Annotated in this window: 12 protein-coding genes and 2 pseudogenes; 12 read left to right on the top strand and 2 right to left on the bottom strand. The window is 70.6% G+C overall.

Annotation, left to right across the window (positions count from 1 at the left end):
• Window positions 1-297: 297 nt before the first annotated feature.
• Window positions 298-1539, top strand: coding sequence for a cytochrome P450 family protein (locus SSP24_RS14330; RefSeq protein WP_141309895.1), 1242 nt, complete (start codon window positions 298-300; stop codon window positions 1537-1539).
• A 573-nt stretch (window positions 1540-2112) separates the two neighbouring features.
• Here the strand turns inward: SSP24_RS14330 and SSP24_RS14320 are convergent.
• Window positions 2113-2598: pseudogene (locus SSP24_RS14320) on the bottom strand (ATP-binding protein); the annotation flags it as partial.
• Window positions 2599-2923: 325 nt separating this feature from the next.
• On the opposite strand from SSP24_RS14320, the gene SSP24_RS44055 reads away from it, so the two are divergent.
• Window positions 2924-3406 carry an AraC-like ligand-binding domain-containing protein gene (locus SSP24_RS44055; RefSeq protein WP_229865400.1) on the top strand — a complete coding sequence of 161 codons (483 nt, stop codon included), beginning with the start codon at window positions 2924-2926 and terminating at the stop codon, window positions 3404-3406.
• A gap of 14 nt (window positions 3407-3420) precedes the next feature.
• Window positions 3421-3813 (top strand): helix-turn-helix domain-containing protein, encoded by a 393-nt coding sequence (locus tag SSP24_RS44050; protein WP_229865398.1) that lies wholly within the window; start codon window positions 3421-3423, stop codon window positions 3811-3813.
• A 401-nt stretch (window positions 3814-4214) separates the two neighbouring features.
• Here SSP24_RS44050 and SSP24_RS14305 read toward each other — a convergent pair whose 3' ends face one another.
• Window positions 4215-4550: a hypothetical protein gene (locus SSP24_RS14305; RefSeq protein ID WP_141309894.1), complete on the bottom strand. Its 336-nt coding sequence runs from the start codon at window positions 4548-4550 to the stop codon at window positions 4215-4217.
• 817 nt (window positions 4551-5367) lie between these two features.
• Between SSP24_RS14305 and SSP24_RS14300 the strand changes: the two genes are divergently transcribed.
• The 9 genes and pseudogenes from SSP24_RS14300 (at window position 5368) to SSP24_RS14260 (ending at window position 14828) form a co-directional block, all read left to right on the top strand.
• Window positions 5368-6006 carry a (2Fe-2S)-binding protein gene (locus SSP24_RS14300; RefSeq protein ID WP_141309893.1) on the top strand — a complete coding sequence of 213 codons (639 nt, stop codon included), beginning with the start codon at window positions 5368-5370 and terminating at the stop codon, window positions 6004-6006.
• A 12-nt stretch (window positions 6007-6018) separates the two neighbouring features.
• Entirely contained in the window at window positions 6019-6999 is a 981-nt protein-coding gene (locus SSP24_RS14295) for an FAD binding domain-containing protein (RefSeq protein WP_141309892.1), read from the top strand.
• Window positions 6996-9188: a xanthine dehydrogenase family protein molybdopterin-binding subunit gene (locus SSP24_RS14290; RefSeq protein WP_141309891.1), complete on the top strand. Its 2193-nt coding sequence runs from the start codon at window positions 6996-6998 to the stop codon at window positions 9186-9188. The genes SSP24_RS14295 and SSP24_RS14290 overlap by 4 nt, the downstream gene beginning before the upstream one ends.
• 151 nt (window positions 9189-9339) lie before the next feature.
• Complete coding sequence (locus tag SSP24_RS14285) at window positions 9340-10506, top strand: XdhC family protein (RefSeq protein ID WP_141309890.1); 1167 nt, start codon at window positions 9340-9342, stop codon at window positions 10504-10506.
• A pseudogene (gene moaA / locus SSP24_RS14280) lies at window positions 10500-11488 on the top strand (GTP 3',8-cyclase MoaA). Before SSP24_RS14285 ends, moaA begins: the two are co-directional and overlap by 7 nt.
• Window positions 11489-11624: 136 nt before the next feature.
• The gene (locus SSP24_RS14275; RefSeq protein WP_141309889.1) at window positions 11625-11870 is read left to right on the top strand and encodes a hypothetical protein; all 246 of its coding nucleotides are present in this window, start codon (window positions 11625-11627) and stop codon (window positions 11868-11870) included.
• A 188-nt stretch (window positions 11871-12058) separates the two neighbouring features.
• On the top strand, window positions 12059-12331 hold the full coding sequence (locus SSP24_RS14270) for a hypothetical protein (protein WP_141309888.1): 273 nt from the start codon (window positions 12059-12061) through the stop codon (window positions 12329-12331).
• A 507-nt stretch (window positions 12332-12838) separates the two neighbouring features.
• Window positions 12839-13411: a hypothetical protein gene (locus tag SSP24_RS42820; protein WP_167529582.1), complete on the top strand. Its 573-nt coding sequence runs from the start codon at window positions 12839-12841 to the stop codon at window positions 13409-13411.
• Between the two features lie 166 nt (window positions 13412-13577).
• Window positions 13578-14828, top strand: coding sequence for an MFS transporter (locus tag SSP24_RS14260; protein ID WP_141309887.1), 1251 nt, complete (start codon window positions 13578-13580; stop codon window positions 14826-14828).
• Window positions 14829-14834 lie beyond the last annotated feature (6 nt).

The following is a 14834-nucleotide window of genomic DNA, read 5'->3' as shown; positions in this document are numbered from 1 at the left end:
GCCGACCGCGTCTGGCAGGCGCCAGAGGGTGGGGGACTTCTCGCGGAGGAGGGCGGAGTGCAGGCGGGGCGTGTTCGTCCACTGGTGGTCGCGCGACGGAGGGATCTGCCAGCACAGACCGGGGCACGTGACGCGATGGATCGGAGGGATCACCACGTGGCAGCCCAGGCCCAGGACAGGCACCCGCGGGAGGTCCCAATCGGCGGCGGAACCAGGCGGAATCAGCCGTACCTCGGGCAGGCTACAGCCAAGTAGCTTCGCGGGTCGTATTGATGTGGGAGCATCTGGGAGGCTGCCATGGGACACCCCCGCCCCTTAGTGATCGACCCGACCGGCCGCGACATTCACGGCGAGGCCTCCCGGATCCGCGAGCGCGGATCGGTGACCCTCGTCGAACTGCCCGACGGTGTGCGGGCCTGGGCCGTCAGCAGTCCCGACCTCCTCAAGCGCCTCCTCACCGACCCACGCGTCTCCAAGGACCCGCGCCGGCACTGGACCCAGTGGATCACCGGCGAGATCGCCCCGGAGTGGCCGCTCTTCACCTGGGTCGCGGTGCAGAACATGTTCACCGCCTACGGAGGCGAGCACAAACGGCTGCGCGCCCTGGTCTCCAAGGCGTTCACCGCACGCCGCTCCACGGCGCTCCGGCCCCGTATCGAGGAGATCGCCGCGGCCCTGCTGGACCGGGTCGAGGTGGCCGGACGGCACGGCCAAGTCGTCGATCTGCGCGAGGAGTTCTGCTATCCGCTGCCGATCCAGGTGATCAGCGAACTTCTCGGCCTGCCCGAGGAACAGGGTGCGGAGCTACGGGCCGTCGTGGACGGCGTCTTCCACACTTCCGCCACCCCGGAGGAAGTCACCGACAACTACGCACGGTTCTACGCGGCGCTGGGCGAACTCGTCGCCCTCAAGCGGCGGTCACCGGGCGACGACCTGACCTCGGCGCTCATCGCGGCACGCGACGACAGTGACACCCGGCTGAGCGAGCAGGAACTGCTCGACACCCTGGTGCTCATGGTCAGCGCCGGCCACGAGACCACGGTCAACCTGATCGACAACGCCATCCACCTCCTGCTGACCCATCCGGACCAGCTCGCCCACGTCCGCTCCGGCCGCGTCTCCTGGGAGGACGTCGTCGAAGAGGCGCTGCGCATGGAGGCGCCCGTCGCCAGCCTGCCGCTGCGGTACGCCGTCGAGGACCTCGTCATGAGCGAGTTCGGCGGTCCGGACGGGGTGGTGATCGGCGAAGGCGAGGCCATCCTCGCCGCGTACGCGGCCGCCGGACGTCACCCCGGCAAGTACGGCGAGGACGCCGACCGCTTCGACGTCACCCGCGCCGACAAGGAGCACCTCGCCTTCGGCCACGGCGTGCACTTCTGCCTCGGCGCCCCACTGGGTCGGCTCGAAGCCCGCATCGCACTCCGGGCGCTCTTCGACCGCTGCCCCGGACTGCGACTCGCCGTTTCTCAGGACGAGTTGGAGCCGGTCGACTCCTTCATCTCCAACGGCCACCGCTCCCTTCCGGTACGCCTGTCCTGATCACTCGCCGCGCCACCACGCCAGCAGCCGGGCGGCCCGCCCGCGCCGCTCGCGGCGGGCCTCGGGCGCCGCGGACGGCAGGGGCGTCGGCGCGGTGCGCTCGACGGGCGGCTCGTCGCCGGTGCCGGACGGGGTGACGACGGTCGGCGGAAACACCACCGGCAACGCGGCCGGCGCTCGGTGGAAGGGGCCCGGCCGCCAGGCCAACTCATCGACCGGCACGGCGAGTTCGACATCAGGAAGCCGGTCGAGCAGCTTCTCCACCGCGACCGCCGCGACCAGCCGGGCCGGACTCTGCGCCGGGCAGTTGTGCGGGCCGCGCTCCACGCCAAGTGGGCGCGGTTGCCCGCACGCTGATCCACCGTCAAGGACGGATCGGTGTTCGCCGCGGCGAAACTGACCACGAGCGGATGCCCCGCCCGCACCAGCACCCCTTCGTGGACGACGTCGTGGATCGCGTAGTGCGCGGCGTAGTTGGCCATGGGCGGGTCGGTCCACAACACCTCGTCGAGCGCGTCCTCCACCGGCATGGTGGGTGTCGGCGAGGACGAGCGCGCCGAGGGCGCCCCGGGTCACCACGGCGATGGCCTGGGCTCGGCGGCCGAACTGGGCGTTGGCGTGGTCGATTCCGAGCAGGTCGCGCAGGACGTCGGGGTTGTCGTGCCGGTCCTGCATCTCGGCGATGGACACCTGCTGTTCGTTGGCCTGGGCTTGGATGGAGCGCATCGACGCCTTCAGGGCGGCCTTCGCCGACTGGTCGGCGCGAGACCGGGCGTGCTCGACCGCGTCGGCGAACCGTTCCAGGACACCGTCGAGACATTTCGCGAACTCCGTGTCGGCCAGCCGGTCGTCGAGCAGACCGACGGCCGGGACCTGCTCGTGGGCCGCGTGCTCCAGGCCCGGTAGGCGGGTGGAGATGAGGTGCCGCGGTTCCTCGTCCCGGGCCCGCAGGCCGTCCCTCAGTTCCGCGTTCCTTCTGCGCTGCCGTGCGGTGATGCCGCGTTCGCGCACCAGCAGGACGGCGACGGCGAACAGGCCCACGGCCAGGCACCAGAACACCGCCTCCGCTGTCTATTCCGTCATCAAGTCCTCACAGCAGGTGGCGGGTCGACGGGCGCACGACGGTAGCGGCGCGTTGGCGTGCACTTGTCCGTGCGCGCAGGGAAGTTGCCGTGGGACGCAGGCGCGTTCGTGGGACCGGCCGATCGCAACGGGCTTGTCTCCGGCGTAGGCATATGAGGCTGGGACGAGTTCCGGAAACCGATTGCTGATCTCTAGTCTGCGCCGAGTAACAGCCCTCGGACGCAGGGCTTTCGGGGCTGCTCTCCAGGCCGTCGGGACACGTCGCAGCGGAGGGGATACATTGCCCACGGGAAGCTGCGTCGTGGAAACGACGAGGACCGCCGAGGTCGAGGCACGCGAGCAGACGGATCTGTGGAGTGAGCGCGTCGGGGCGTACCAGACCAGGCTGGACTACAGGTACGCCCGTGCCGGGGTCTTCCGCGGCGAGATGATCCGGCAGCGCAGCGACAGCTACCAGGTCGTCACCTGGTACAGCGACCGGATCGAGTACGCCCGCACACCGGGCCTGATCCGCCAGAAGCCGGACCCCGACTACCGGCTCCTCTTCCCGCTCTCCGGCGAACTGCTACTGCGACAGGACGACCAGGAGGTGCGGCTGACGCCGGGCACGGGCAGCCTGATCACACTCGGTGCACCCTTCGAACTCCTGCACGGCGCGTCCCTGCGCGGTGTCATCATGTCGATCCCGGCCCAGGAGATCGACGGCCCGCTGGACAGGAAGGCGCCGCTGGCCACCTCGACGACGCGGTCGCAGACGGCGTCGAACTGCGGGGCGGCAATCTGAGCGAGGTCGAGGCGATGGTCCGCCGCTACGTGCGTGCTCACGCGGCCGACCCCGACCTGTCCGGCGCCTCCATGGCCCGCGCCCTCGGCTGGTCCCTCCGCCAGGTCCAGCTCGCGCTCCAGCACGTGGGCACCACGCCCCGTGACCTGATCCGCGAGGAGCGCCTGCGTCTGGTCCGCGAGCGTCTCCTGCGCGCCGACTGCGAGCACATGACGATCACGGACTTGGCGTACGCCTCGGGCTTCTCCTCGGCGAGTGCCATGAGCACGGCCTTCCGCCGGCGCTTCGGGGTGAGCCCCCGGTCGTGGCCTCGCCCAGGGCTTCGTACAAGGTTCGGCAGCGCCCCCATGGTGACCGCACGCATAGCCAAAGCCCGAACTATGTTGCCTCACCACATGTGCCGGTGACCTGCACGTTCCTACGGTGTCCCCACACGTACCCGTCCCCACCGCACACGAGGAAGTGGCGCACATGGCCTCCGCAGCAACCGCTCCCCCATCCCCGGCAAACTGAAGCGCATCGTCGCCGCGTCCCTCATCGGCACCACCATCGAGTGGTACGACAACTCATTCGATAGGGGCTAGGACCTGCGGTTTTCCACGATTCCGACTGCCGAAGTCAGCACGGAACCAGCACAGGGATGGTGGCGTGATGACTCGGGGCTGGTCGACCTGCTCCTCAGCGCGCACCGCTGAACCCGTTGACTCCAGGGCGCCGTTACACAGCGTCGCGAACCCAGCCGCCGTCTCCAGGCTGTCCAACGTCGTGGATCCTTGCCTCCCGAAGGCAAACGGATCACTCCGTCGAGTCAGTCACACAGGCGCACCTCCGCCGCCGAGTCTCCGGGTCGCGGTTGGCTTCGCAACTCCGAGCCACCAGCGGAGACCGAGTTCTTCGAGGCGAGTGCCTGGTCCGGCAGCGTCTCGCCCGTCGGCGCCACCTGGTCTTTGCGGGCGCCGCGCTGGATGTCGAGGCCGACCCGCGTCAACTCCAGGCCCTCTTCCTCGCCAGAGCCGTGCCAGTCGTCGGCCATCCGCTCGGCGAGGAAGCGGTAGAAGTCGCAGTGAAGCAGCCGGACGTGCTGTTCCACACCGCCCGCCGCGCGCTTCTGAGCGCCGTACTGGCGGATGGTCTCCCGTAACAAGGCTGTCCCTTGCGCTCGTTGATGAGGACCACAACTGTGCCACCAGGCGATTGACAAGATCGAAGGCATCTTGGCGCGCGACGCTCTCCCCCGCACCCACACCCTCGGCCGTGTCCAGGCCGAAGTCACCGGCGACCACCGACAGCCGGTTCCACAGCAGCCGCGGCGCGGTACCGCCAGTGAGCGGGGCGAAGCGGTTCTCCAGGCGCTCCGCGACCTGGTCGACGGTCAGGGTGGGGCAGTCGTGCCTCTGAGTCTTGTCACGGTGAGCGGTCTGCGAGCGAGCGCATAGCATCCGATGATCTGCGATCTGCCCGGCGGGTTCAGCGTCCTCGCCGGAGCGAATGGTTCCGGTAAGTCCACCTTCAAGGGTGGTGGCGAGTTCCACGGGCATCGGTGTCTGGGGGGGTGTTCCCTGCCCCCCAGGCCGCCGGCGCCGCTCAGCCACCCCGATCTCGGCCTCCCGGTGAGTCCACGACCCGTTGAGCGACGAAGCGCGCGGTCGCGGCGCCGGGTTTCGTCAGCGGTGGACACGCAGAGCGTGAAGACCTCAAGCGGCGTCTTGGCAGCCGGTCGAGGCACCGACGCCCTTCGAGATCAGTTCGCGCCTTCTCATCCGACCAAGGGAAGGCCAAGGAAATGCAAGGGGGGACAAAACTCTCCCTGCCATGGGTGACGCCTGTGGTGCAAGACTTTCCGCGTGATCAGCCGCCCTGTCGAGGCGAGCGGTCACCCTGTTCCCGCGGTGGCGTCGATCCCGTGCCTGGTCTCCCGCTGGTGTACACGACTGATCCGTCCGTGATGCAAAGGCGAATGTATGTCCTCTGAACTCCCTGATTCTGCTGTTTCCCCGCCCACCGGAACCGGTGAGACCACCTCGGGGCCCAGTCGGCGCACCGTCATCGCCACCGGTGTCGCGGTGGGCGGTGTCGTGGTGGCCGGAGGAACGTTCCTGGCCGGCGCCGAGGAAGCGACCGCCACCGGTTCGGCCCCCTCCAGCCGTGTGTCCCTGACGGTGAACGGCACCCGGCGGACGGTGACGGTCGACAACCGGACCTCGCTGCTGGATCTGCTGCGCGAGCACCTTGACCTGACCGGCTCGAAGAAGGGCTGTAACGCCGGTGCTTGCGGGGCGTGCACGGTGCTGGTCGACGGGCAGCGGGTCAACTCCTGCCTGACGCTGGCGGTGCGGCTGGAGGGCGCCGAGGTCACCACGATCGAGGGCCTGGCCGACGGTGCCGAACTCCACCCGTTGCAGCAGGCGTTCATCGACGAGGACGCCTTCCAGTGCGGCTACTGCACGCCCGGCCAGATCATGTCCGGCGTCGGCTGCATCCAGGAGGGCCACACCAGCTCGCCGGAGGAGATCCGGGAGTACATGAGCGGCAATGTCTGCCGCTGTGGCTGCTACGTCAAGATCGTGCGCGCGGTCGAGCAGACCGCCGCCCGGAAGTAAGGAGCGGCCGCCATGCATCCCTTCTCCTACACCCGCGTCAGCAGCGTCCGGGAAGCCCTGGACGCCGGGAGACGCGGCGGTCGTTACATCGCCGGCGGCACCACGCTGGTGGACCTGATGCGCGAGAGCGTCGAGCACCCCGACACGCTGGTCGACATCAGCGCCCTGCCCCTGAGTGAGATCACCGCCACCGCCGGCGGTGGCATCCGCATCGGCGCCCTGGTCCCGATGGCCGTGGCCACCGCCGACCCCAAGCTGAACTCCCTCTTCCCGGTGGCCGCCCAGGCGCTGCGGGGCGCCTCGGCCCAGCTGCGGAACATGGCCACCATCGGCGGCAACATCATGCAGCGCACCCGCTGCACGTACTTCCGGGACGTGACCGCCGACTGCAACAAGCGCGAGCCCGGCTCCGGCTGCGCCGCCCTGGGCGGCTACAACCGCGGCCACGCGATCCTCGGCGGCTCCGACCACTGCGTGGCCACCCACGCCTCCGACTTCGCCGTCGCCCTCGCCGCCCTGGAGGCGACCGTCCACCTGCAGGCCCCGGACGGCAAGGAGCGCAGCCTCCCCTTCGCCGACTTCCTGCTCCGTCCCCGCAGCACTCCGCACCGCGAACAGAACATCCGGCAGGGCGAGTTGATCACGGCGGTCGAGATCCCGGCGTATCCGCGTCCGCTGAAGTCGGCCTATCTGAAGCTCCGCGACCGGCAGTCCTACTCGTTCGGGCTCGCCTCGGCGGCCGTCGCCCTGCACACCCGGGGCGGCCTGATCCGCGAGGCGAAGGTCGCCGCCGGCGGTGTGGCCACCGTGCCGTGGAAGCTGTCGGCCGTCGAGCGGGCCCTGATCGGCGAGCGCCCCTCGGACGGTTTGTGGGTCGAGGCCGCCCGCCACGCGGCCGACGGTGCCCGCCCCCTTCAGCACAACCGGTTCAAGGTCGAGCTCCTGAAGCGGACCGTCGAACGCCAGCTGCGCACCGTAGGAGAGATGGAATGAGCCCCCAGCCGCAGGCAGCCGTAGGCGCACCGCTGTCCCGGGTGGACGGCGTGCTGAAGGTCACGGGCAGGGCGGAGTACGCCGCCGAGCACGACCTCAAGGGTGTCGCGCACGCCGTCATCGTCGACGCGAGCATCGGCCGCGGCCGTATCAGGTCCATCGACACGCGCGCCGCCGAGAAACACGCCGGTGTGCTGCGGGTGATCCACCACGGCAACGCGCCGAAGCTCCCGTACCGCGACAACGCCGGGTCCAACAACCCGGCCGGACGCAGGCTCCGGGTCTTCCAGGACGACAAGGTCCTCTTCCACGGCCAGCCCGTCGCCGTCGTCGTGGCCACCACGCTGGAGGCCGCCCAGCATGGGGCGAGCCTGGTCAAGGTCCGCTACGACGCCGAACAGCCCTCGACCGACATCACCAAGGCCAAGCCGGGCGAGCCGACGCCCTATGCGCGCGGAGACGCGGAAGCAGGGCTGCGCTCCTCGGCCGTACGGCTGGACCTGAAGTATGAACTGGCCCGCAACCACCACAACCCGATGGAACCGCACGCCACCGTCGCCCGCTGGGACGGCAACAAGCTCACGGTCTGGGACAAGACCCAGTGGGTGATGGGCACACACGACGAGATCGCCGCGGTCTTCGACCTCCCGGCGGACGCGGTGCGGGTCATCAACCCGTTCGTCGGCGGTGGCTTCGGCAGCGGGCTGCGCTGCTGGCCGCACACCATCGTCGCCGCGCTGGCGGCGCGGGTGACCCGGCGCCCGGTGAAACTGGTGCTGTCGCGCAAGCAGATGTACTTCGGCACCGGATTCCGGCCGGCCTACGAGTACCGGCTGCGCCTCGGCAGCGACCGGCGCGGTCGGCTGAACGCCGCGATCCACGACATCGACCACGAGACCTCGTCGTACGAGACGTTCTTCGAGGCCGTCCTGGGCACGGGCCAGATGATGTACAGCATGCCCAACGTCCGCCAGGCGTACCGGCAGGTCCCGCTGGACGTGAACACCCCGATCTGGATGCGCGGGCCCGGCTTCGCCCCCGCGTCGTTCGTGATCGAGTCGGCCATGGACGAGCTCGCCACCGAGCTCGGCATCGATCCGATCGAGCTGCGCCGGCGCAACGAACCGGCCGAGGACGAGTCGACCAACGAGCCCTTCTCCACCCGCCGGCTGAGCGAGTGCTACACGGTCGGCGCCCGCGAGTTCGGCTGGGACCGCCGCAACCCCAAGCCGCGCTCCACACGGGAGGGGAACCTGCTGATCGGCCTGGGCATGGCCGCCGGCGCCTACGACTGCGGGCGGTATCCGGGACAGGCCAGGGCGCGGCTGGATGCCGACGGCACGGCGGTCGTGGAGGCGGCCACCACCGACATGGGACCGGGCACGTACACCTCCCAGACCCAGGTCGCGGCCGACGCCCTCGGGCTGACCATGCGCACGGTGACCTTCCGGCTGGGGGACTCGGAGTATCCGTTCACCTCGCCGCACGGCGGTTCGTCGACCATGGCCAGTGTCGGCTCGGCCGTCGTCGACGCCTGCAACAAGGTGCGCCAGCAGGCGATCAAGCTGGCCGTGGAGGACCGCGAGTCGCCGCTGTACGGGGTGAACGCGGACGACGTGGTCGTGCGCAACGGCCGACTGCACGACCGGAACAACACAGTGCGCGGGGAGACGTACAAGAGCCTGCTGGCCCGCCACGACCGCTCCCACCTGGAGGCGAACGGCTCCTACGAGGGACCCGGCTCCGAGCGGTCCGCCTACTTCGCCTACAGCGCGACCTTCGCCGAGGTCTCGGTGGACGCGGACCTGGGACTGGTACGGGTGCGCAAGATGCTCGGCGTCTACGACGCGGGGCGGATCATCAGCCCCAAGCTCGCCGACAGCCAGGCGATCGGCGGCATCGTAGGCGGCATCGGCCAGGCGCTGCTGGAGCACACGGTCACCGACCACCGCGACGGGCGGATCGTGAACTCCAGCCTCGCCGACTACCTCGTCCCGGTCAACGCCGACGTCCCCGAGATCAAGGCGATCTACCTCGACGGCGAGGACAACGCCGGCAACCTGCTGGGCGTCAAGGGACTCGGCGAGGTCGTCCAGGTGGGCGTGGCAGCCGCGATCGGCAACGCGGTCTACAACGCCACCGGCCGACGCATCCGCCAACTTCCCATCACCGCCGAGGCGTTGCTCTGACACCACCGCCTCCCCAGACGGGTCCGGCAGCCGAACCCCCCGTACGGCTGCCGGACCCTCCCCGGGCCGCCACCGCGCATGTGCCCCCGTCGACGCGGCGGCGGCCCGGCCCACCTTCTGCGACAGCGACCGTCTGCTCTGGAGACCCTCCATGCTCAACATCGCGGACACACTGCACCGCTGGTGCCGCGAGGAACGCCCCTTCGCCCTGGCCACCGTCGTCGACGTCACCGGCAGCGCACCCTTGCCCATCGGTACGTCGGTCGCGGTCGACGAGGACGGCAACGCCATCGGCAGCATCTCCGGCGGGTGCGTCGAAGGCGCGGTGTACGAACTGTGCCGGCAGGTGCTCCAGGGGCAAGGTGCTCCACAGCGTGCCCGGTTCGGCTACTCCGACGACGACGCCTTTGCCGTGGGCCTGACCTGCGGTGGGGAACTCGACGTGCTCGTGCAGCGTGTCGATCCGGCCGCCCGGCCGCATCTCGGCGCGGCGCTCGCCGAGGCGGTTGAGGGCCGGCCCGCCGCCGTCGCCCAGGTCGTGGACGGGCCTGAAGGATTGCTCGGCGTCACTTTGTGTGTCCTCGGCGACAGTTGGATCGCCGACAGCACGCTCGGCGACAGGCCGACCGGCCGGGCCATGGCTGACCGGGCCACCGCCCAACTGCGCACCGGACGCACCGCACGCCTCGCCCTCGGCGGAGACGCCGACACCTGCCCCGAGACGCTCTCCGTCCTCGTCCACGCGGCCGCCACCCGCCCCCGCATGCTCATCTTCGGCGCCATCGACTTCGCCGCCGCCCTCGCCCAGGCCGGCCGCTTCCTCGGCTACCACGTCACCGTGTGCGACGCCCGCCCCGTCTTCGCCACCAAGGCCCGCTTCCCGCACGCCGACGAGGTGGTCGTCGACTGGCCCCACCGCTACTTGGCACAGACGGCCGTGGACGCCCGTACCGCCGTCTGTGTGCTCACGCACGACGCCAAGTTCGACATCCCCCTGCTGCAACTGGCACTCGACCTGCCCGTCGGCTACGTCGGCGCGATGGGCTCCCGGCGCACCCACGAAGAGCGCCTTCTCCGTTTGCGCGAAGTCGGCGTCACGCAGGAGCAGTTGGCCCGGCTGCGCTCCCCGATCGGCCTCGACCTCGGCGCCCGCACCCCCGAGGAGACGGCCATCTCCATCACCGCCGAGATCATCGCCCACGCCGGCCGAGGGAGTGGCTTGCCTCTGGTCCGGGTCAGCGGCCCGATCCACCGCGTTTCCGGGGCGGTACCGGACACAGCGTGGCACGGGGCAGGAATGGTCTCAGGAACGTGCTGATCGACACCTACGGCCGGCAGGCCACCGACCTGAGGGTCTCACTGACCGACCGGTGCAACCTGCGCTGCACGTACTGCATGCCCGAGGAGGGCCTGCAGTGGCTGGGCAAGGGCGACCTGCTCACGGACGACGAGATCGTCCGCCTGATCGACATCGCCGTCACCTCCCTCGGCATCGAGGAGGTCCGCTTCACCGGCGGCGAGCCCCTGCTGCGCCCCGGCCTGGTCGGCATCGTGGAGCGGGTCGCCGCCCTGCCCCCGCGTCCGCAGATGTCCCTGACGACGAACGGCATCGGCCTCAAGCGCACCGCGTCCGCCCTGAAGGCGGCGGGCCTGGACCGGGTGAACGTCTCCCTGGACACTCTGCGCCCGGACGTCTTCGGGACCCTCACCCGCCGTGACCGCCACAAGGACGTCATCGAGGGCCTGCACGCCGCCCGTCAGGCGGGCCTGACCCCGGTGAAGGTCAACTCGGTCCTGATGCCGGGCCTGAACGACGACGAGGCGCCCGACCTGCTGGCCTGGGCGGTCGAGCACGACTACGAACTGCGGTTCATCGAGCAGATGCCGCTGGACGCCCAGCACGGCTGGAAGCGCGACGGCATGATCACGGCCGGGGACATCCTGACCTCCCTGCGCACCCGCTTCGACCTCAGCCCCGAGGGCGACGAGGCCCGTGGCTCGGCCCCGGCGGAGCGCTGGCTGGTCGACGGTGGCCCGCACGTCGTGGGCGTCATCGCCTCCGTCACCCGCCCGTTCTGCGCGGCCTGCGACCGACCCGGCTCACCGCCGACGGCCAGATACGAACCTGTCTCTTCGCCCGCGAGGAGACCGACCTGCGCGCGGCCCTGCGCGCGGGCGCCCCGGACGAGGAGATCGCGCGGCTCTGGCGCGAGGCGATGTGGGGCAAGAAGGCGGGCGCGGGCCTGGACGCCCCGACCTTCGTCCAGCCGGATCGCCCGATGTCAGCGATCGGAGGCTGAGCAATTCTCTCCTGGGACAAAAGCCCTCCTGGGAGAAAAGATCCCACTGCTCGCCGCTGCATTTCTTGGGTTCCGCCGGAGTGACCTGGCTCTTCTGCTCTGGGTCCTCGACGGAGTCGGCCACTCCTCGGCGGCCGTGAACACGGCTGCCCTGCTCGGCGTCGTACGGATCACGGGGAACGCGGCCCTGGGATCCCCGTACACCTTGACCGCCATGCAGCATCAGATACGCGGGTCGACAACCGAGCCCTCCGGCGACGCCGTGACCGCCACGGCGACCCGCGTCGCGCAGCAGAGCACGGTGAAGGTCACCGGACAGGTCGGCGACACCGGGCGGGGCTCCGAGGGCAGCGGTTCGTCTACGGCGACGGCCTGGCGATGACCAACGCCCATGTCGTCGCCGGCGCGGACCGTCCGTGGGTCCGCTCGGCGGAGTGGAGCAGTCGCTGCCCGCGACCGTCGTCCTGTACGCCCCGGGCACGGGCGCCACGGTGCTGCGCGTCCCCGGGCTGGATGCCCCGGCCATCTCCCTCGCCGAGGACGACGCGACGCGAGGCAGCTCCGCCCCCCGTGGTCGCCGGATACCCGCACGACGGCGGCCTCGGCCTACGGGCCGCGACGAGGGAGACCCGATGGACGCCGCCGGCCTCGATGGGCGGACCGCTGCTGACCACGGACGGGCAGGTGGACGGGATGGTCTTCGCCCACTCGGCCACCCACCCGGAGACGGGGCACGCCCTGGCCGCCGATCGACTGCGCGCCCTCGCCGCCCAAGGCGCCTGGGCCGACGCACCGGGCCGGACACGGTCCGTGTCCGTGCAGCCGTCGCATCGCGCCCGGTAAAGGGGGAAGTTTCCTCCCCGGATGTTCTTCTTCCCGGATGAATTCCTCCTCTTTTCGTGCCCGCGCCCGCGTGTGAGGGTCGGGATCGAGCTATTTCTCGCTGATGGATCACGCCTTGGCAATTCCTCTGCGTGGTCATTGAAACCGTTGACGGAACGCAAGGAAACGATGAGCAAGGTCATCTCCATCACCGGCGCCGACCGGGACTCCGAGAGGCGCCCATGACGACACCGACGCTGGACCGGCCCGCTCCCGCGGTTGCCCCGGAGCGCCGCCCGGCCGTCCCGGAGCGACAGGTGCCCGCCATGCGGCCGGGGAACCGGAGAGCCCGCAGGGCGTTGTGGTGGGCGGCGTGCCTGATCTTTGGCGGCCTCGTGGGCCTTGTCCTCGCCATCGTCGGCACGCTGCGCGGGCGGGCGCCGTCCCGGCTGCGGCGCGGGGTGGTCACGGCCGGGGCGGCGGTGCAGCTGGCGTCTGGCGGTGCCTTCGCGGTGGCAGGATCCGAGGGTGACGGAGGTCTGTGGGGAGACCACCCGCGTGGTGGTCAACGCGCCGGTCTCCGGAGCGGCCCTGCTCTACGGCGTCGGCAAGGGCGGCGAGGTGCGTCAGGGCGACAACGGGACGACCGCTGTGGTCCTGGACGACGGAGTCGTCCGCGCCGGCACCATGTTCGGCACGGTCTTCCTGACCGACCAGCGCATGCAGGTGGACTCGCCGCGCACGCAGCGCCTGGCGGAACACGAGGCCCGGCACGCCGACCAGTGGGCGGCCTTCTCGCTCGTCGGCGGGCCTGCCGCCTTCCCCGCGCTGTACGCCCTCGACGAGGCATTCTTCCCCGGTGCGTTCAACCACTTCGAACGTCAGGCCGGGCTCGATGACGGCGGCTATGACACGCCGTCGGACTGCCCGTCCATCGCCGGCCGGCTCACCCTTGTCTCCCTCGGGCTTGTCGCAGGCTCGACCCTGGTCGCCCGGCGCAGGCTCCGCGGCCCGGCTTCGGCTTCGGCTCCGGCTCCGGCTCCGGCTCCGGCTCCGGCAGACGTAAGGACTTCCCCCGCTCGGCGTCCTGACGACTGGTGAGTGTCCGGCCCATCGATGTCGGGGGCAGTCTGAAGCCGACGCAGCCTCTACCGCATCTAGCAGGGAGAAATTCCTCCCCCTCACAGAACGCCCGTGCGGTGCGATGCTCTACGGCGTCCCCACCCCGCCGCGGTCGCACGTGGCCCTGAAAAGAGAATCCCACCGAATGTCACCCACGACCGACGACCGACCCCGCAAACTGCCTTTCGTCGTCCTTGCGTTGTCCGCCGGAACGTTTCTCATGGGCACCACCGAATTCGTCATCGCGGGCCTGCTGCCCGAGATCGCCGATGATCTGAATGTCTCCTTGTCTCAGGCAGGTCTGCTGATCACAGCGTTCGCGGCAGGCATGATCGCCGGGGCGCCGGTGATGGCTGTCGCGACGCTGCACCTGCCCCGGCGCTCCACGCTGATCCTCGCGCTCGTCGTCTTCGCCCTCGGCCACCTGGTCGCCGCGCTCAGCTCGTCCTTCGCGCTCGTACTCGCGGCCCGCGTGGTGACCGCACTGGCCACCGGGACCTTCTGGTCCGTCGGCGCGGTCGTGGCCACGACCGCGGCAGGACCGGCGGCGACGTCACGGGCCCTGGGCATGCTCCTGGGAGGTGCGACCGTGGCCACCGTGGCCGGCGTACCGCTGGGCGCCTGGCTGGGTCAGTTGTCGGGCTGGCGCGGGCCGTTCTGGGTGCTGGCCGCGCTGTCAGCCGGCGCGGCGGCCGTCATCGGCCGGTTCATCCCTGCCGACGAGCGGCGCGAAGCGCCTTCCGTCCGGGCCGAGTTCACCGCGCTGCGGGATGTCCGGGTCTGGCTGACGCTGAGTGCCATGACGCTGCTGATGGGCGGTGTCCTGGCGACGTACACCTACATCTCGCCCCTGCTCACCGAGCGGGCCGGCATCTCCGCTGGAGCCGTGCCCATGGTCCTGACCGGCTACGGCCTGGGCGCCCTGGTGGGCACCACGGTCGGCGGGCGCCTGGGCGACCGTCGCCCCCTTGCCACGCTCATCACGGCCGCCGCCACGACCGCACTGGTCCTGCTGTTGTTGACCTTGTTCTCCCCGAGCCCCGTGGCAGCCGTCGTCCTGGTGACACTCATGGGGACGACAGGCTTCGCGGCGAGTCCGGCGCTCGGCGCACTGGCCCTGCGCTTCGCCGGTTCCGCGCCCACCCTCGTCTCCGGCGTCAGCGGCGCGGCACCCAACGTGGGCATCGCCATCGGCTCCTGGACGGCGGGCGTCGCCCTGACCTCACCGCTGGGGCAAGCCGGGCCCCCGCTGGTCGGCACAGTGGCGGCCGCCCTCACCCTCATACCGCTGACCGCACTCGCACTGATGCGCGCCACCCGCTCCGAGACGCCCCCGCCTCAACTCCGAGCAGCCGCAGACCAGTCGATCGGGTGCGGCACCAAGGCCATTGGCTGACGCGGC

The organism is Streptomyces spinoverrucosus (assembly GCF_006539505.1).
Taxonomy (GTDB): Bacteria; Actinomycetota; Actinomycetes; order Streptomycetales; family Streptomycetaceae; genus Streptomyces; species Streptomyces spinoverrucosus.
Note: the sequence above shows the minus strand (reverse complement) of the source record. Positions and strands in the feature narration are given on the sequence as shown.

What these genes read in the sequence shown, in the direction of transcription:
- SSP24_RS14330 (WP_141309895.1), top strand. Translation starts at nt 298, where the DNA reads ATGGGACACCCCCGCCCCTTAGTGATCGACCCGACCGGCCGCGACATT.
- SSP24_RS44050 (WP_229865398.1), top strand. Translation starts at nt 3,421, where the DNA reads ATGGTCCGCCGCTACGTGCGTGCTCACGCGGCCGACCCCGACCTGTCC.
- SSP24_RS14300 (WP_141309893.1), top strand. Translation starts at nt 5,368, where the DNA reads ATGTCCTCTGAACTCCCTGATTCTGCTGTTTCCCCGCCCACCGGAACC.
- SSP24_RS14295 (WP_141309892.1), top strand. Translation starts at nt 6,019, where the DNA reads ATGCATCCCTTCTCCTACACCCGCGTCAGCAGCGTCCGGGAAGCCCTG.
- SSP24_RS14290 (WP_141309891.1), top strand. Translation starts at nt 6,996, where the DNA reads ATGAGCCCCCAGCCGCAGGCAGCCGTAGGCGCACCGCTGTCCCGGGTG.
- SSP24_RS14285 (WP_141309890.1), top strand. Translation starts at nt 9,340, where the DNA reads ATGCTCAACATCGCGGACACACTGCACCGCTGGTGCCGCGAGGAACGC.
- SSP24_RS14260 (WP_141309887.1), top strand. Translation starts at nt 13,578, where the DNA reads ATGTCACCCACGACCGACGACCGACCCCGCAAACTGCCTTTCGTCGTC.